Origin of the sequence: Psychrobacter immobilis (assembly GCF_003148585.1) — a bacterium.
GTDB classification, from domain to species: domain Bacteria; phylum Pseudomonadota; class Gammaproteobacteria; order Pseudomonadales; family Moraxellaceae; genus Psychrobacter; species Psychrobacter immobilis.
In genome coordinates this window covers 192,541-211,066 of sequence record NZ_QGGM01000002.1, presented here as the reverse complement: position 1 = coordinate 211,066, position 18,526 = coordinate 192,541, and the positions used below count along the sequence as shown (strand labels likewise).

Annotated in this window: 19 protein-coding genes; 10 read left to right on the top strand and 9 right to left on the bottom strand. The window is 41.2% G+C overall.

The features are described from left to right. Positions 1-34 precede the first annotated feature (34 nt). Complete coding sequence (locus C8D84_RS13720; RefSeq protein ID WP_167541670.1) at positions 35-193, bottom strand: hypothetical protein; 159 nt, start codon at positions 191-193, stop codon at positions 35-37. A 531-nt stretch (positions 194-724) separates the two neighbouring features. Here C8D84_RS13720 and C8D84_RS02825 point away from each other — a divergent pair. The 8 genes from C8D84_RS02825 to C8D84_RS02795 all read left to right on the top strand — a co-directional run bounded on the left by C8D84_RS02825 (position 725) and on the right by C8D84_RS02795 (position 9,599). Continuing rightward, positions 725-2,146: an SLC13 family permease gene (locus C8D84_RS02825; protein WP_060491069.1), complete on the top strand. Its 1,422-nt coding sequence runs from the start codon at positions 725-727 to the stop codon at positions 2,144-2,146. Positions 2,147-2,288: 142 nt separating this feature from the next. Then, positions 2,289-3,092 (top strand): metallophosphoesterase family protein, encoded by an 804-nt coding sequence (locus C8D84_RS02820; RefSeq protein ID WP_109589881.1) that lies wholly within the window; start codon positions 2,289-2,291, stop codon positions 3,090-3,092. 91 nt (positions 3,093-3,183) lie between these two features. Continuing rightward, positions 3,184-3,777: a DUF1543 domain-containing protein gene (locus tag C8D84_RS02815; protein WP_109589879.1), complete on the top strand. Its 594-nt coding sequence runs from the start codon at positions 3,184-3,186 to the stop codon at positions 3,775-3,777. A 48-nt stretch (positions 3,778-3,825) separates the two neighbouring features. Continuing rightward, positions 3,826-4,143, top strand: a complete 318-nt coding sequence (locus C8D84_RS02810) for a hypothetical protein (RefSeq protein ID WP_109589877.1) — start codon at positions 3,826-3,828, stop codon at positions 4,141-4,143. 97 nt (positions 4,144-4,240) lie between these two features. Further along, positions 4,241-4,366, top strand: a complete 126-nt coding sequence (locus C8D84_RS13945) for a hypothetical protein (protein WP_265089715.1) — start codon at positions 4,241-4,243, stop codon at positions 4,364-4,366. 54 nt (positions 4,367-4,420) lie between these two features. Then, positions 4,421-4,657 (top strand): hypothetical protein, encoded by a 237-nt coding sequence (locus tag C8D84_RS02805; protein WP_109589875.1) that lies wholly within the window; start codon positions 4,421-4,423, stop codon positions 4,655-4,657. 210 nt (positions 4,658-4,867) lie between these two features. Further along, positions 4,868-9,055, top strand: a complete 4,188-nt coding sequence (gene hrpA / locus C8D84_RS02800) for an ATP-dependent RNA helicase HrpA (protein WP_109590077.1) — start codon at positions 4,868-4,870, stop codon at positions 9,053-9,055. Positions 9,056-9,230: 175 nt separating this feature from the next. Continuing rightward, positions 9,231-9,599, top strand: coding sequence for a hypothetical protein (locus C8D84_RS02795; RefSeq protein ID WP_109589873.1), 369 nt, complete (start codon positions 9,231-9,233; stop codon positions 9,597-9,599). Positions 9,600-9,811: 212 nt separating this feature from the next. Here C8D84_RS02795 and C8D84_RS02790 read toward each other — a convergent pair whose 3' ends face one another. Further along, positions 9,812-10,141 (bottom strand): hypothetical protein, encoded by a 330-nt coding sequence (locus C8D84_RS02790; RefSeq protein WP_045447417.1) that lies wholly within the window; start codon positions 10,139-10,141, stop codon positions 9,812-9,814. Positions 10,142-10,434: 293 nt separating this feature from the next. Beyond that, positions 10,435-11,292 carry an AraC family transcriptional regulator gene (locus C8D84_RS02785; RefSeq protein ID WP_109589871.1) on the bottom strand — a complete coding sequence of 286 codons (858 nt, stop codon included), beginning with the start codon at positions 11,290-11,292 and terminating at the stop codon, positions 10,435-10,437. 185 nt (positions 11,293-11,477) lie between these two features. On the opposite strand from C8D84_RS02785, the gene C8D84_RS02780 reads away from it, so the two are divergent. Further along, positions 11,478-11,891 carry an organic hydroperoxide resistance protein gene (locus C8D84_RS02780; RefSeq protein WP_109589869.1) on the top strand — a complete coding sequence of 138 codons (414 nt, stop codon included), beginning with the start codon at positions 11,478-11,480 and terminating at the stop codon, positions 11,889-11,891. A gap of 294 nt (positions 11,892-12,185) precedes the next feature. Here C8D84_RS02780 and C8D84_RS02775 read toward each other — a convergent pair whose 3' ends face one another. Both C8D84_RS02775 and C8D84_RS02770 read right to left on the bottom strand, forming a co-directional pair. Continuing rightward, positions 12,186-12,557: an MliC family protein gene (locus C8D84_RS02775; RefSeq protein WP_109589867.1), complete on the bottom strand. Its 372-nt coding sequence runs from the start codon at positions 12,555-12,557 to the stop codon at positions 12,186-12,188. Between the two features lie 177 nt (positions 12,558-12,734). Next, positions 12,735-13,655: a DMT family transporter gene (locus C8D84_RS02770; protein ID WP_109589864.1), complete on the bottom strand. Its 921-nt coding sequence runs from the start codon at positions 13,653-13,655 to the stop codon at positions 12,735-12,737. Between the two features lie 339 nt (positions 13,656-13,994). On the opposite strand from C8D84_RS02770, the gene C8D84_RS02765 reads away from it, so the two are divergent. Continuing rightward, positions 13,995-14,678, top strand: a complete 684-nt coding sequence (locus C8D84_RS02765; protein ID WP_109589862.1) for a DUF421 domain-containing protein — start codon at positions 13,995-13,997, stop codon at positions 14,676-14,678. A gap of 136 nt (positions 14,679-14,814) precedes the next feature. Here the strand turns inward: C8D84_RS02765 and creD are convergent, their stop codons facing one another. From creD to pnuC, 4 genes are all read right to left on the bottom strand, one after another. Beyond that, complete coding sequence (gene creD / locus C8D84_RS02760) at positions 14,815-16,407, bottom strand: cell envelope integrity protein CreD (protein ID WP_109589860.1); 1,593 nt, start codon at positions 16,405-16,407, stop codon at positions 14,815-14,817. 145 nt (positions 16,408-16,552) lie between these two features. Beyond that, entirely contained in the window at positions 16,553-17,077 is a 525-nt protein-coding gene (locus C8D84_RS02755) for a TIGR00645 family protein (protein ID WP_045453071.1), read from the bottom strand. A 63-nt stretch (positions 17,078-17,140) separates the two neighbouring features. Then, on the bottom strand, positions 17,141-17,680 hold the full coding sequence (locus tag C8D84_RS02750; protein ID WP_228244434.1) for an AAA family ATPase: 540 nt from the start codon (positions 17,678-17,680) through the stop codon (positions 17,141-17,143). After that, positions 17,673-18,434 carry a nicotinamide riboside transporter PnuC gene (gene pnuC, locus C8D84_RS02745; RefSeq protein WP_109589856.1) on the bottom strand — a complete coding sequence of 254 codons (762 nt, stop codon included), beginning with the start codon at positions 18,432-18,434 and terminating at the stop codon, positions 17,673-17,675. Before pnuC ends, C8D84_RS02750 begins: the two co-directional genes overlap by 8 nt. Positions 18,435-18,526: the final 92 nt, after the last annotated feature.

Below are 18,526 nucleotides of genomic sequence, written 5' to 3'. Positions count from 1 at the left end.
CGTGTTTTGGCTTGGGTAATCATAAAACGTTGGTTTACTTCTCACCTTCATGGTCTTCATGTTCATGCATGCCCTGCATCATATCGAGTGCAGAGTCATCGGTACGCTGCTGATCTTTTTTAGCCAAACCGTCTTGATTGATATCTCTTGGTGCCATTTTAGTGGTTGAGTCTGTTTTATTTGCATCTGTCATAAAGTGCTCCTATTTATTGTTATTCATTTTCCGATATAAGTACTAATAAAAAATAGTTGTTAAGCTATTACTGGTATTAGAAATTTATTTTGACTTATTTAGTATGAGATAGCACCATACGCTTGTACATACTAAGTGTACGCTTGTTTAGTGACGATGTGTAACCGTACATCACAAGGCTTGCTACTTAATTAAAAGTAATTACTTGGTTATAAGTTGCTCTCACTCACTCTCGGCGTTCGGTTCAAAAATTAAAAACTCATGAGATAAATGTCATCTCTATAAAGTACCGTTTTAAAGTACCTTTCCTAAAACGCATTAAAGTAATTCTTTACCTGTGAAATAACCATATTTATTGCAAATTTTATAAGGGTTTTTTTATAAAGGCTTTGTTGTATCAGCTTTTTGTTATATATCTGTTATGATAACGGCGTATTTTTTGTGGTTGCTGGTTGAATAACCATTAATCGCTAACATGCGTTTTTATTTTAGCGTCTTTTTACACTGTCTTTGGGAAAATAAGGACATTTTATGTCAGAGCAAAAATTAGATAGCCATCTTCCTGATGATGGCAATGAGTATTTATTTACCGATACCTTTCCAAAGGGTACTGGTAAAGGGTTGATAGTGGTCGCTATTGCGGCAGTTATCAGTATGATTATTTATAATGTATTGCCATTCGATATCAATGCCAATAAGGGTCTTGCCTTATTGTTCTTCATCGGCGTATTGTGGCTAACGGAAGCGTTGCACGTCACGATTACGGCACTATTGGTAGTCGTGGTTGGTGCCTTAGTTGGTATACCAGAATTCGATGCCGAAATAGGCTTACAAAGCTTTGCCAATCCGACCATTTATTTGTTTTTTGGTGGCTTTGCTTTAGCGGCAGCCTTGCATGTGCAGCAATTGGATAAAAAAATTGCCCTGAAGATTTTATCGATGTCAGGTGGCAAATTAAGCACGGCGGTATTTTTGATATTTGGCGTGACCGCATTTTTGTCGATGTGGATATCGAATACTGCGACGGCGGCGATGATGTTGCCATTAGCACTGGGTATTTTAACGCAAGTTGACCGTGAAAAAGACCGAGGTACTTTTGTATTTGTACTATTAGGTATCGCTTATTCAGCAAGCCTTGGTGGTTTAGGTACGATCGTTGGTTCGCCACCAAATGCTATCGCTGCAAAAGCGCTCAATATTGCCTTTGTGGACTGGATGAAGTTTGGTGTGCCGATGATGCTGGTATTATTGCCGCTATTGTTAGGTGCGATGTATGTGTTTTTGAAGCCCAACCTGAATCGTAAAATTGTACTGGTTGAAGATGAGCCTATTGTATGGAATAAACCTCGCGTAGTGACGATTATCGTCTTTATTGTCACCGCATTGAGCTGGATTTTCTCCAAAAAGATTGGGGCTGCGCTTGATATTACGGATACTGACGCGGTTATTGCCTTATCAGCTGCTGCTGCTGTGGTCAGCTTAGGATTGGTATCGTGGAAGCAGGTGTCTGATAATACCGATTGGGGTGTACTCATGCTATTCGGTGGTGGTATTGCCCTGTCGACGATTCTGAAAGTGTCAGGTGCGTCCTTGGTATTGGGGGAGACGGTCGCGAATGCATTGTCTTCTGCACCGCTTATCGTGGTGATGATTGCGGTATCAGCATTTATTATTTTCTTAACGGAGTTTGCTTCTAATACCGCTTCTGCCGCACTGCTGGTTCCCGTATTTGCTGCCATTGCAGAGCAGATGGGTTTACCACACGAAGTGTTGGTATTGGTCATCGGTATTGGTGCATCTTGTGCCTTTATGCTACCCGTTGCGACACCGCCAAATGCGATTGTCTTTGGTACGGGATTGATTAAACAGAGCGAAATGATCCGTACGGGTGTCATTCTTAATATCATTGCTACCTTTGTCGTCGGATTGTGGGCTTATTTCTTCTTAATATAGTTTATTAATCACATTAATCATAATTTATGAAACCCAATGTCTCAATAATCACGAGCCATTGGGTTTTTTTTGTTTCTCTTTTCTGTTCCTTTTTACGGTTAGTCGATGTATAACATAGTGATTTGTTAGGAAAATAAATAAGATGGCGCACTCTAACTCCAACTCTAATAACAAGCAATTAAATACTATCGCGGCTATTTCCGACATTCATAGTAATGTCTTCGCGCTTGAAGCCGTGCTGACTGATATTAAACAGCGCGATATTGATCAAATTGTTAATCTGGGCGATATTCTATACGGACCGATTGCCCCTAAAGATACCTATGCGCTCTTAATGGCACAGCAGAACGATATCATTACTATTCGAGGTAATCAGGATAGACAGATTTATGAAGCGACAACGGCGGAGATTGGCAACAACGCAACCATGGCTTTTATTTTTGAGGACTTACCCAAAGCAGCGGTTAATTGGCTACAGAATTTGCCGTTTGATTGTCATTTGAGTGAGAATATTTATCTGTGCCATGGGTCACCAACCGATGACATGGTCTATTTGTTAGAAAATATCGAGACGGGTCAGCCGACCTTACGTGATAATCTAGACATTTGGGCACAGCTTAACAACGGTATTGGCAGTTCAGTGATTATATGTGGTCATACTCATATTCCACGTACAGTCACGCTATCGACAGGTCAGATAATCATCAATACAGGTAGCGTGGGTTATCCAGCCTATGAAGATGATTTGCCTATCGCTCATAAAATGCAAACCTATTCGCCCCATGCCAGTTATGCGCTTATCAAATGTGCTGACACTGAACAAGGTAAATGCTGGCAAGTTGAGCATATCAAGGTGCCTTATGATTATGAAGCTGCGGCTAAACTGGCTTCAATGAACGGTCGCGAAGATTGGGCGTTTGCACTGAGAACAGGGCGGGTGTTATAAATGTAGGAGTTGCCAACATATTTTTAGAGCAAGCTGGTAACATTAATTAGAATAACGATGAGTTTTATATCTTAAATAAGGACGTCGTAAAATGCCAACACTCTTCATGGTACAACTTGGTGGTCGCCCCAAAGGTCGTTTGATTGAGCAGCACGATATTTTCTTTGGTGTGGCCAATCAGGTGAGCGAGCTGGTAGATGATATCAATCACCACTGGCCTGAAGTCAACAATAAATGGCATATTGATTCATACAGAGCGATTACCAAAGTGGGAAACCATACTGTTAAATCGATCGAGTCAAACAATCAAACAGCGAATGATAACGGTTTAAAACTGTTCTTTATTAATTTAGGCGGCTATCAGCAGGGGAGTTTTGAAGAGTTTCATCATAAACTGCTTATCGTTGCTGCTACTCAAGCAGAGGCTATTAAACAAGCCAAACAAAGTACATTTTATAAAGAATTTACTTTTAAAGATAAAGACTCACCTTTTAATGCCGCATCGCACATTGATGATAAATTTCAGGTAGATATCGATGATATATACGACGTGAACGACCTTGTCTCAAACATACAGATTTTAATTGAGCCTACGATTCATAATAGTCACGAACTTGCAAATGCTGATGAAGATAAAGAGTATGTTGGTTATCTAAGTATCAAGAATTTAAGGAAGTTATTTTAAATTCATTTCATTTTTAGTCTCATCATTTAATTAAGGACACACCCTAATATGGCTTTAAATCTGTATTATAAAAATGGCATGATTCGCAAATCGCGTTGCCAACTCTCTGATGAGCTATTACCGACCCTTTATCAGATTCATGATAATGCTAAGTTTCCAAAACTCACTTGGTTGATTGATAATGTGTATGAAAATCCTCAGATTCAACCTGATGTCGCACAAGCATTAGCTGATGAAATGGTAGCGTTTGAGAGGTTAATACTTTCACTGCATCTGCCTTTTCCTAGGCTGCCATTGCAAAAGTTGCAGAATTTCTTTACGGGGGCTGCCATTCGTCAGCAGATTATTTATACAAGCAGCGTTTGAGCTGACAAATAATTTATTCACAAAAATAAAATAGGGCTGGCAGGTTTGAGAAATTTGATAAAATGTCACTACTAAGCCACGAATTTACGAACCTTTTATGATCTATCAATGCATCACAGAAGAGGGTGAGCATTTACGTTTGGATGTGATTAATAGCGATATTGGTTATATGCTTAAGTATTATTTCGCCACCCAAGGTAATCCTTTAAGATTAGAGGCGTAGCAAGCTGCTGAGGATACCTATTATACGACTCTTTCTAGTGGTAATAATCTCGTTATGCGGGATCCGAATAATTATTATGAGCTGACACAGTTTGAAGATAGCGATACCTCTTTTTATATTATTAATGCCATTACTGGTCAGGAGATGAATCATTTTTCTTGTGAGAATAATTCGATTGAAAATGATCAGTATGCTTTGATTGCTCAGATGGAGCCAGAGCATTTTAAGTTTAAGCCTATGACTAATGAGCTTAGAAATATTTTGACTGAGCGTTTTGCAAATAGGCAATAGCCTGCATAGCTGCCAAGCAAACACTATAACCACCTTGAATCACGCCCAAATTACCCTCATAATCTAACCACTTCCAAACAATAAATAGCCTAAGTAAATATGCCGAATACTTCTAAGAAAACCTCAGTTATGCCGACTGAAAACAACACCAATGAGCTTAGATTCGATGAATTAAGTAAATTAGCAAACACAAGTGACGATAATTCAAATATGACAGAAAACAGTAATGAAGCGTCTTCACAACCTGATATGGTTGTTGATTTACCAGTACTCGCTAAAGACAGTTATTATTTAAGTCGTCTTGAGCGTGAACTGGAAAGGGCTGCCGTGGCTAAAAATAAAAAAGTTTCTGACGATAAAGCGGATGATGGGCTAACTAAAAAACGTGCGCAGTATGAAAAAATCAAGACCCGCTCACAGCAAGCGGTGCAGGCACGTATGGATAGTATTCCAGAAAAACTGGCAGAAAAGCTGAATCTTGATTTGCCCGTGAGTCAACGTGCAGAAGATTTAGTACAGGCAATTATTGATCACCAAGTCATTATTGTTGCAGGGGAGACAGGTTCTGGTAAGACGACGCAATTGCCGAAGCTAGCAATGCTGGCAGGTCGCGGTATCACTGGGCAGATAGGGCATACCCAGCCTCGACGATTGGCCGCGCGCAGTGTGGCAAACCGTATCGCTGAAGAACTGGGCGAGCAGCTCGGTAATACTGTCAGCTTCAAGATTCGCTTTAATGAGCAGGGTACGGCGCAATCTGTTGTTAAGCTCATGACCGATGGTATCTTGCTGGCTGAATTGGGTCACGATAGATTCTTAAGTAAATACGATACTATCATTATTGATGAGGCGCATGAACGTAGCTTAAACATTGATTTCATTATGGGTTATCTGAAAAAGCTACTACCTAAACGTCCTGATTTAAAAGTGATTATTACCTCAGCAACACTTGATACCAAACGCTTTAGTGAATACTTTAGCCGCTATGATAATAAGCTAAAACGCAACGTACCTGCACCTATTTTCAATGTCGAAGGTCGTAGTTTTCCTGTTGAAGTTCGTTACCGTCCCCTCACTGATGAGCCAGTGAACAGCTCGGATGATGATAGCTACGATGACTTTGAAGAAAATCTGCCACGTGCGGTTGTGGCCGCCGTCGAAGAATGCTTCAGCGATGCACAAAATAAAGGTCATGCCGATCAAGCAGACATCTTGATATTTGCCGCCACAGAAGCAGAAATTCGTGAGCTCCAAGAGGTGCTTGAGCGTCATGGCCCCAAGCATACCGAAGTGCTGCCGCTGTTTGCTCGCCAAACTTATGAAGAGCAGCAGCGTATCTTCCAGCCGTCAGGTCGTGGTCGGCGTATCGTTATCGCGACCAACGTTGCCGAGACGGCGCTGACCGTACCCGGTATTCGCTATGTCATTGATTTGGGTTTTGCGCGGATTTCGCGTTATTCGTATCGCTCACGCGTACAGCGTTTACCGATTGAAGCTATCTCACAAGCCGCTGCCAATCAGCGTAAAGGTCGCTGCGGTCGTGTTGCGCCGGGTGTTTGTATCCGTCTTTATAGTGAAGAGGACTTTACCGGTCGTCCAGAATTTACCGAACCTGAAATTTTACGGACCAATCTTGCATCCGTTATTTTACAAATGGCCAATCTGCGTTTAGGTAGCGTTGATGATTTTGCCTTTATTGAGCCGCCTGACAGTCGCTTGGTTACTGATGGTCATAAATTACTTGATGAATTGGGTGCCATTACCTCGAAAAGCGAAGCAACTGCTGCTCATCAAACCAATAAGCCAAAACCAAAAAAAGGTCTCGATCACTTAAGCCTGACGCCCACTGGGCAAAAAATGGCGCGTATGCCAATCGATCCAAGACTGGCACGTATGTTGGTTGCCGGCAGTGATTTTGATTGTATCCGTGAGATGCTTATCGTTGTCGCCGCGCTTGCTGTACAGGATCCACGCGAGCGTCCTGCCAATAAACGTCAGCAAGCCGACCAAAAGCATGCGGAATTTCGTCAAGATGATTCTGACTTTTTATTCTATCTAAGTCTGTGGAAAGCGCTATTTGAAAAAGATGAAGACGGCAATAAGCTGTCTGGCAATCAGCGAAAGCAGTTTACGAAAAAAAACTATCTGAGCTTCCCGCGTGTACGTGAGTGGAATCAAACCCATCGTCAGTTAGTACAAATGGTCACAGACCTTAAGCTGACGGATGTTAAAGAGGCAAAAGCTTCCGATAAAGGAACCGATAAAAATGCTTCGTTAGAAAACATAACCAGCGATCCTACCGCGATTGAAGATGAAGAACTCAAAGCGGTTAAATATGCCAATTTACACCGCGCGTTATTGACAGGTCTATTGTCTACGATTGCGCATAAAACTGAGAATCGCGGTGAATACTTAGCGGCTCGCCAGCAAAAAGCCAAAATATTCCCAGCCAGTACGGTATTTAAACAAGTACCACCTTGGGTCATGGCCTTTGAAGTGGTCGAAACCTCACAAGTCTTTATGCGCACTGTTGCCAAAATTGAACCAGAATGGATTATCTCAGCCGCAGGTGACTTATTAAAGTATCACTACTTTGAGCCGCATTGGTCGAAGAAGACTGGACGAGTGAAAGCTTACGCGCAGATTAGCTTATTTGGGCTGATTATTATTAGTAAGCAGCTGACCAATTATGAGCAAGTGAACTTAGTTGAGTCACGAGAAATCTTCATTCGTGATGGTCTAGTGACTGGTAATTTGGGGCGTCAAGCGCCATTTTTACAGCATAATATGGATAAAATTGCCGACATTGAACGCATTGAAGATAAGTTACGTCGCCGTGATTTGTTGGTTGATGAAGAAGCACTGTATCAGTTTTATGATAAAAAAATACCTGAGCATATTGCCAGTCGCAAAGCCTTTGAAGATTGGCGTGCCGAGGTTGAAAAAACTGATGCCAAATATCTATTCTTTACCGATGATGACGTGCTCAATAGCCAAGCACCGACCACAGGCGATTTCCCAGAAGTGTGGAAATTGGGTGATTTAAAACTACCGCTACGTTATGTCTTTGATCCGTCCAGCGATGATGATGGCGTGACCATTCGTGTGCCACTTGCCGCGCTACCGCAGCTTGATGCGATCGAACTATTGTGGGGCGTACCCGGTTGGCGTTATGAGCTAGTATTGCAGTTGCTTAAGTCACTACCAAAGGATATCCGCCGTCAAATTGTACCGATTCCTGATACAGCCGATAGCTTGTTTTATGAACTGCAACCTGCTGGTGGACAAGGATTGCTCAAGCAGCTTTGCCAAGCCCTAAATCGTCGCGGCGTTATGTCAGTGACGCCTGATAGCTTTAATCCCTCTAGCATTGATCGCTATTTACAGCCGCAAATCTGTGTGGTCGACGACAAAAACCGCATTATCGAAAAGGGTCGCGACCTGCAAACGCTACAGATTCGTCATGCCTCTGAAACCCGCCAAGCGGTGAATGAGCAGCAAGGTACGCATACCGAATTCCCTGAGCATTTTGCCTTTAGCAAAAATCATCATAGTGCAGGCGTGGTGATGAAGCAGTTTGCTGCGCTCGTAGCAGATGCGTCAGGTGAAGCGGTATCTATCCATCAATATACCGATGTCAATGCAGCGTTACAGGCACACCGTATCGGGGTTTTGACCTTGATAAAAGGTAAGCTTGGTGCGAAGAAAAAACAGCTGACCAGCCAAATTGATAAGATATTCAAATTGGCATTTGCACCACTTGGTGATATGGAGAAGCTAAAAACCATCGTCATCGACGCGGCATTGGACGCGTCGCTTGAAGAGCATTATGTGTTATTTGACCACAGTGCTGATTTGCCTGAAAGCGCTGATGATACTGCCGTAGCGCTTGCTGAAGAATTACCCTTTACGCCAGAAGAGTACGAGAAAACCTTGGAAGTGGTGTCGGTTAACTTTCTATTGACGGGGCAAAACGTTATAAAAATCCTTAAAAATGTCTATACTCGCTGGCAGCGTATTCGCCAAAGCTTACTCATGCTCGATCGAGAGGTATTTGGTGAGTCTATCGAAGATATCGAAGACCAATTAGAAGACTTACACTTGGCTGATTTTGTTTATCGCATGAATTATAGCCAATGGCAGCAGTATCCGCGCTATCTAGAGGCGCTTGAAATTCGTATCGAACGGCTTGAGCACAATCTCGAATCTGATCTCGACGGTGTCTATGCCCTTGATGAGCATATGGAGCGGCTGGCAAATTGTGCCAATGATAAAGCCATTAGTGAGTATCGATGGATGGTCGAGGAGTATCGTATTCAGCTATTCGCGCAACCGATGAAAACCCGCATGGCAGTGTCACCAAAGCGCCTAAGCAAGATGTGGGATAAAATGAGTTAGGATAGCGTTAGATTTTTAAAATTTGCTAATTGACAGCATATGACAATTGTCTTGTATAGCTCTTTGATTTAGTCGATAATATTTGATTAAATCAAAGAGCTATTATTTTTTATACCAGAGTTTTTTGGTCGTTACTTAATATATTGATGTAGGTTTTTGAGCAGGATAAAAAATAATGACTAAACTTAGACTGATAATACTAGCATTTGCATCAACTATATTTATGAGTACGGGCTGTGATGAAACACAAGCCAGTAATAATAAAAATGTGAAGGGATTTGCGCCAACAAGCGTAGAAAAAGAAGTGCAGTTACGCGGCAGTTTTAAAAGAAGCTTTGAGATTCATGAGTTCGTTTCTGATAACATTATTTACTATGTGTCAGACCCAAAGCAATTATTAATTAAAGATTCAAAAAGTCTCAATCAAAAAGGCTATTACAAATATTTCGAAACTTGCGTCATTGGTAACATTAGCCCCATCGGTCAATATGGGCCTCTAGGCAAATATCAAAATCAAATAACTATTCGTGAGATTTGCGCGTAGCTTTGATAGCGTAGGTTATCGAATGGATACCCTACTGATTTTAAGTAACCAACCCTCACTCACTATCGATAAAAAGGCTGGGTTAGCAATTGCTAACCCAGCCTTTTTTTTGAGTGTCACTATTTTTCTGCGATGGATAAATCTTTTATGAAACAAAAAAGCAAAGGTGGCGTCATATGACCTTTGCTCTGAAGTTTAGCACCTGAGTAAAATTAGTGGCTGATCTTTTCTGTCAGTACACCCATACTATAAAGCACGAATGCTATAACGGTCAGTGCTACAATAAATGGCGTGAGTATCCAAATCACCACGTTGATCAATAATGAGGGCAATAATCCATTAAATAATACCGTGTTTGGTGTAAAAAAGTCCGTCATGACGTCGACTGAACGCTTAGCTACGGGGAATAACAAGGTGCTTAGTGCCAGCATATAAATATACTTGCTAAAACCAGGGTCGCTCATGACCACCATAAAATAAAACACCAAAAAGTAAGTGACACCCAATGCCCAGCATTTGAGAGTATAGCTCAGACGAATCATGTTAGTGCCTCCCGAAATATTCTGACGATCACACGTAGAATAATTATTATAATAGTTGCAAAATTATGAATATATAATATATGTTATAATATGAATATATAGACCAAGTCAACTGTTTTTTTTCTTGAGTAAGATATTTCGTCGTTTGTTTGGCTGGAAAGAGGGAGGGTGTAAGAACCTGTTAAACAGATAATTACATTGTGTACGCAGTTGCTTATGAAGCTGTCAAGGCGCAGAGGAATTGCTTTAGTCAGAAACCATTATAGTAGGGGCATTATGGTAGAAGCATCATGTTAGACATTTAACTCACTGCTTGGATTTACTCCAAATAACCGCTTATATTCACGGCTAAATTGGCTGGGACTTTCATAGCCTACTTGCATGGCGATTTGCGATACTTGTGCCTCGCCGAGTTGAATCAGCTGCCGCGCTTTCATCAATCGTAGGCTTTTTTGATATTGAAGCGGGCTTAGTTGAGTGATTTCTTTAAAATGTTGATGAAATCCCGACACACTCATACCGCATCGACTGGCCAAATCTTCTATGATGACGGGCTCTTCTAAATGCGATTTTAGCCAATCGGTAGCTTGGGCAATACGGTGGGTGTGACTGCCATTAACCACCAGTTGCCGAAGTTTATGACCTTGCTGTGCTGAGAGAAGCCGATAATAAATTTCTTGCTGAATTAAAGGTGATAAAAAATCTATATCATTTGGATAATTAAGCAAGTCTATCAGCCGCTCGAATGCGGTTAATATGGTGTCTTCTAACGGCCATTTTATCTCTTGATGCTCATAATCGGCATTTTTCTGAGGTGGTATTTGTGCCATGACCTCACGAATGAGCGCCAGATTTAATTTCATAGACAATACGATGACAGGCTTCTCTACAGTGGCGTGTTTGATATGCATGCTTATAGGAATATTGACAGGGCAGAACATCAGGCTACTGTCATCAAATTTCTGGCAATCTGTACCTAAGTAAATTTCACGCGTGCCTTGTAAGACGATACATATACTAGGTTCTTGGATATAGCTGATAGTCTTTCTTGGTGTGTCGGCACAATAAAAAAACAAGCCTGAAATGTCTGATTCGATGGTTTGGTTTTTGGGTAATATACTAAGTAGCTGCTCTACCGTTTTTGTTTTCATGATTTATGCTTACTTTATAATTTGCCTAATGATATAAATATTTATAGGATTAGGCAAGGATTATGGAGTAATGCTCTACCGGATTAGCGTGCTCACTTCTATGATGATGGCATCAAAACGCAGTAATATTGATTTACAGCGTATTGCACAATACCAATAACACGCCAATCCATAAGGAATATATGATGAAAATTTTCTATAAAACGCGAGCAACGGCAACGGGTGGTCGTTCTGGTCATACAGGTCTTGACGATGGTTCGCTAGCTTTTGATCTGGTCTCTTTTCAAGAAACAGACAAGGAAGGTGTCAATCCAGAGCAGCTTTTTGCAATGGGTTATGCGGCTTGTTTTGATAGTGCTTTAAATCTGACCGCCCAGCAAATGAAACTGCCAATCACTGCCTCAAAAACTTCGACCCAAGTGGGTATTGGTATGAAAGCCGATGGTAGATATAACCTAGATATAGATTTGTATGTTGAAGTGTCGGGCATTGATGACGCTCAAGCGCAAATACTGGTCGAAACAGCTCCCCAAGTTTGCCCATACTCTAATGCTACTCGTGGTAATGTCGATGCACGTTTGCATGTGACCGTGGTTTAACGGTCAGCAGTAGTTAACACCTAACGACTGATTCAACAGCTGTTTCTAATAACTATAAACAAATATAAAAACGACATGACTTTCAACTGCTTGGGTACATAAAGTATTCAGGCAGTTTTTTATTGAGTGATTCAATGTTGATCATTAAAATCAAATTATTAATCACAAAAAGTTAAGCATAAAAAAGAGCCAGTAGTTTGACTACTGGCTCTTTCGTTTTCAATAGATGTGAATAAAAACATGGATTTTATTCAAATAACCACCACGTATTATTTACGTTTGTCTCTAGGGTTATTATAGTTGGCAGTTCACTTGGTATTGTTGACCATTGTCTGATTTGATGGTCATGATGCCGTAATCCGCTTTGGTGTGCCAATCGTAAGTGGTTTTAGGGTTAACATTATTGACATAACGAGCGCCAGAACCTGATACCGCTTGCTCCATAGTGATTTTTGCGTTGGTTAAGCCAACTTTAGGCAAGGTCACGTTTAGGTTAGCAGTTTGACCATTTGCAGTGTAAGCAGCAGTGAGTTGACCGTTGTCTTCACAAGTGAATGATTGGACTACTGGCTGAGTATTGGTCTCTGGGGTCGTAGTAGTTGGTGAATTAGTGGCGCAGGCAGACAATAATAGAGCAAAAGGTGCTACGGCTAATAATTTTTTCATAATATGCCTCAAAAGTATCGGTAAAAGTAGGTTGTTACTTCAAGCAACATGATACCGTAGAGAATGTAACTTCATGTTGTGTTTGAGGGCTATGGTAGTAATCTTATCTGTCTTTTTTATCACTAAGCATTTTAGTCTTTATTAGCCTATTAATTTTGAATAACGAATGAGGATATTTCACGTAGGGGCTTTTTCTCTATTTAAAATAAATACCAGTACTGCACCTAAGATAACCGAGCTTGCTATAACGAATGGCACGGTCAATTGCTCAGATAAAAACACCACGCCTAATATCGCAGCCAGTATAGGTACACACAGTTGTACAACTGCTGCTTGGGTGTTTTTTAACAAAGGCATGGCCATATACCAGATGCTATAGCCTATACCGGATGCGATCGCTCCTGACGCAAAGGCCAAAAGTACTCCTTTTATAGTAATATCACCTAAATTGATGTTTTCCAAGCCTATATTTTCTAGATAAGTCATGCCTATCACTAACAGTATGGGCGCTGCTATTAGACTCCGAATGAAATTAAAACCTGTGGCTCGCAGCGGTGACACGCATGATTTGCCGCGTATGCTATATATGCCCCAAGCAGCACCACTGATTGCCATAAGCACCGCCGCTAGTAACGAAGGCACCGCTGCTGACGGTAGCATCAAATAGACAAACCCTGCTACCGCTACGATGAATGCTAGCCATTGTAAGCCGCTCAATTGCTCTTTTTTATAGATGCCCCAACCAATCATCGTCAGCTGAACCGCTGAAAATAGAATCAGCGCTCCTGTACCAGTATCCAACTCTACATAAGCAATCGAAAAGCATAGTGCATAAATCACTAAGCTCACGCTGCTTAACCAACTGCCTTTATCGTTTAAAATAGCAGCGTGAGCAATACTGTCAGGCTCTCGCACGTGCTGTCGTAACCGATAAGCATGAATGGTCATGATAATACCTAGGCAGACAGCAGCGCTCAGCAGGCGCAAAATGGTAAAGCTCCAAGCATCTATATGACCCTCTGCTAACGCCATCCGGCAAAAGAGAGAGTTTGCAGCAAAGGCGATTAATGCAGTGACGGTGTACAAGGTGGCTTTCAAAAATAATTCCTACAATAAAGAAGCTGATTTTTTAATAAAATAGTCAAATTCGACTTTTAGGGATGTTGTTATTACCGCTTTTTTACCAGCAAAAATGCTGGCTGAAGTGCGAAAACTGAGTTGCTAGCTGCTAGTTGCCAATTGAGAGGTTTCTCACAACAGACCATATTTTATTGCACTCGTAGGTAAAAGTATTTTTTAAATTGGACTGATGATAGTTGAATTGACAATAAAGGCCGACTGCAAAAGTGATGTGATGTGGGTCAAGCGCATACTCAGAACGATTGCTTAAATGAATCGTCGTAAATTAAATAAAAATAATAGATAGGAAAAAGTAATATGGATTGGGCAAGTATCTTTATTCATGACACCACTTGGGCATTTGCGCTTGAGATATTGGTGCGTGTCAGCGTCATGTTTGTGCTGATTATCTCGTTTTTGCGTTTGACGGGCAAACGCGGCGTCCGTCAGCTGTCAATCTTTGAGTTGACCATTATTTTATCATTGGGTTCTATCGCAGGTGACCCTATGTTTAACGAGGATTTGCCGATTATTCAGGCGGTGCTGGTCATGAGCATCGTTATCCTGCTTTATCGATTGTGCACGTGGATTATGATGGAATTCCAACCTTTTGAAGATATGTTAGAAGGGAAATCGCTCTATATTGTAGAAGACGGAATGCTGGTACTCGATAAGATTAAAAAGGGTAAAATGTCTCATGATGAGTTTTTTACTGAAATGCGCCAACAAGGGGTCGAGCATTTGGGTCAAGTGCGTACAGGCCTGCTAGAGACAGACGGTAATTTTAGTATATTGTTATATCCGCCTGAAAACACTGGCTATGGTATGCCGCTTTTCCCTAAGCAGTATCAACCTGTCGAAGAGATAGAGTCAGAAACATATTACGCATGTATGCATTGCGGCTATGTTGATCATATATTTGACCCCAATCAGCTCTGTGAACGCTGTGAGAATGGATGTCGAGACTGGGCGAAGGCCTTGAATAGTGAGATCATTAGATGATAATAAATAAGATGATTGCTATATTGAATTATCTATGAGTAGATCGAGCGGTCTTATGTTAGCAGGCTTAATAATAGCCAATGATACCAACGTAAGACAGCCCTAGACTAAACGCTTTTAACATGCCCTATCTGAGTTAGGCAATTTTGTACCAATCAATTTTACGCGTCATGACCATCACGCAAGCGAGTAGCACAAAACAGAAGACAGCACCAAGCAATAAATTCATATCTTCGGTGGTTAATATACCGAAAAACGCCGCATACAATCCTGCCAGTGTGACAGTAAAAATCGCCGCTCGCTTGACGCCGCCCAGTACATAATAAGTATACCAACCAATGAGTCCAACACAGGCGCTGGCAGCAATGGCATACGCTTTCCAAAAGACAATTTGCTCAGCAAGTGGTAATAGTAAGACATAAAACACAAACAGCGCGCAACCGACCAACAGATATTGAATAGGGTGAATACGACTGGATTTAATTACTTCAAATAAGAAGAAAGTGCCGAATGATACTAAGATTAATAATAAGGCATATTTCATCGTTCGTTCAGTTTGTAAATACACATCATTAGGCTCAGCAAAACTCACACCAAAGCTGTTCAGGCGCACGTTTCGATAGCTATCAGGTATGGCAGTAGCTTCTGCTGTAGCAGCGCCTTCCATTGCTATAAGCGCATCACCAGAAGCCATTGACTGGCTATTATTATCGAGAGTGGCTTGACTGGTGACGATACATCGGTTGTTGGCGATGCTGACACATTGCGACAAATCTTGATTGTTGGCTATTGTTAAATACTGATTTTGCCAACTGGCTTCAAAACCTTTAGCGGTAAGTTTTTTGGCATTGGGAAGCGCCTTACCAATAAAGTTTGGCGCATGCCAATTACTGCGCATCGTTAAGTTAAAGTTTTGTCCAGTCGGCACAGTGTTTACATTGCTAATACCAGCTAATGGTAAATCAATGACGATTTCTGTACTGGTCAATGACTCGCTAGCACCGTTCGTAGCTAGGATGTTATTGCCATTCTGCTGGCTCGTTATATTTTTTACTGAATGCTGTAATATATCTTGCGGAATAGCTGCTTCTACATAGGTCAGATTTTTCAGCAGCGCTGTCTGAGGGTAGGTCGCTTTTATCGGTTTTTTATTAATGGTTACCGTTGGTAGCGTCGCAACGCCGCGCAGATCTGATACTGGAATAATCAATTTTGCTGCATTCCAGTGGATAATGGTTTTTTCGGGCTGGGTGTTATTCTTATTGGCGGGTGTACTGACAGAACCTTGTGCGTCACTAGCTGTGCTCGTAGTGTCATATAAGCTGCTGATGGCTTGATCAAATGTATAGCGTTGGTCAAATGTCAACGCACCATCATAACTGGTCGCATGATAGATACCACGTTTATAGGTATCAGTGCTGACTTCAAGATCTTGTATGGCTTGGGTCTGACTGGCAAAGACAATTTCATTTTTTGAATAGGATGGTGCACATTTACTGGTTGTTTCAGGTGCTGTAATCTGACATTCAGGCGTAATTGTGGTAGGTATGATGATAAATGGGGTGATGACTTCTTGCGGATTGACGTGCTGCTGGGCAATTTCTTTAACCACCGACGCGGCATAATTTTGTCGTTCGTAGATGACTGAGCCAATCATACCAAGACCGATGGCAAAAATAATACTAAGCCCGGCGATGATGGACAATTTAGTCAATAGTGTTTTTTGCATGAAAGCTCCTCATATGAATCTTTAGTCCAAAACTGTGCATATAACAGTCAGTAGGTTCAAAGAAGATCATAGAGGAGAGATGAAGAAAAAATATGTAAGAACGATGGAGAGTGTGTGAAAAAATAAGCCTTAGTATTTTCTGGCATCAGTGTTTTTTAGTATCACCAACCACTTTATCCATAATAGCAAACAATAAGCCAGACAACACAAAAGTCATATGAATGATGACTTTCCACATGAGTTTGTCCGCTTCACCCTCACTCAATTCATTAGGAATATCCATAAACGATTTTAATAGATCAATCGCAGAAATAGCGACGATGGCACCGATGACTTTTAGTTTTAGACCAGAAAAATCTACTTTGCCCATCCAACTAGGTCGATCAACGTGATCACCAGTATCAATTTTTGAGACAAATATTTCATAGCCACTAAATATGATAATTAATAATAAACTGGCTACTAAAGAGAGGTCGACCAACACTAATATATTAACAATGACGTCTGATACAGAAGCGCTAAATACAGTATTAAACATCATGGCTGTTTTTTGAATGAACTTTATAAATAATAAAATAATCCCTAAGACCAGCCCTAAATAAAAAGGCGCCAATATCCAGCGGCTGTTAAAGATGGTTTTTTCTAGGTATCGTTCAATATTTTTTAGCATGGACATCTCTTAATGCTCTTAAAGGTTGTAGGTCATTTATTGATAACGTGGTATAGGATGGATTTAAGAAAGCCATTCGAGCACTTGTTGTACCCGCTCATCTCTATCACCACCTATGCGATGAAATGGCTTTTGGTGACGGGTCAGCTGACTTTCAAAATAAGCACTGATTTCATCACGTTGATGTGGGCTATCTCTTAGGTCATCGGCGACCCATGGGATATCAACTTCGGTTAATAAAATCAAGTCATAATGATGTGTTAACGCCGCATTGGTAAGTGCATCAGGGCAATCACCATAATACCAATTAGAATAAACCATTAGCTCAAATAAACTGGTGTCACAAAATAAATAATGGTTGTAACCGCTTTGAGCCGCTTGTTCAGCGAGTTTATTTTCTAACTCAATTTGACCTTGTGCAATAGGGAGTAAATCCTCCCAAGTGCAAGTGAGGTGTTCCTTATCCCATTTCGCTTGTAGATAGGTGCGCATGTATTCTGGCACCCAAGGGCAGCCAAAATGCGCTGCCAAGTCGCGACATAGCGTGGTCTTACCAGTGCTCTCTGCCCCTAGGATAGCGACATTGATGACCGATTTAGGCATATGCTGCTTTAGGTTGCAAGCGGTAACGTCGTTGCCATTCATAGTAAGCCCAAATTGCGATAAGAGTGAAAACTACGTATTGTAGCGCAGTAAAAGTGAGACCTTTATAAAAGTACAGCGGGACTGAAATAGCATCGGCGATTATCCAGAGTATCCAATGCTCAATTTTGCGCCGCGCCATCAGCCACATCGCCATCAAAAACAGCGCGGTGGTCAGCATATCGGTGTAATCGACCCACGTAAATAAATGCAAACCTAATACCGCGCCATCAAAGCTAAAGTTATTATTGATGACTGGTCTGAAGTAATACACCAACGCAACAAAGGCAATAGTTGCCGAGGCTAGTAAGGCGAGTATTGGCACATCTTTTTTATCGAGATGTTCTACTTGAATAGCATTCTGGGCATTAATGCTTGCTAACGACTCATTTTGCTGCTGACCAGTAGGGTTGATATAATCTTGCTGTTTTTTTATTGCTGTGTTTTTCTTACTCTGTGTCCAATTGATCCAGCCATATAGACTCATCACCGTATAGTAGGCATTGATAAACATATCGCCAAATAACTGCCATTTCCACAACAGATAGACAAATATAGCGGTGCTGACGAGACCTATCGGAAATACCAAAATATTGGTTCTGCTGGCGAGTAAGACACTTGCTACCCCAAATATGACGGCAATCAATTCGAGAGCAATAAAGACGGTGGGATAGTCAGCGTATTGTCCAAATAACCAGTTAAAAATTTCTACCATGAGTATTCCCAAATATGAGCGGGTTTATGTCTCGCAGTTTTATGAGCTCGAACTGTGAACGCGTCGCTAGCAAAGTACGCCAATTATAACGT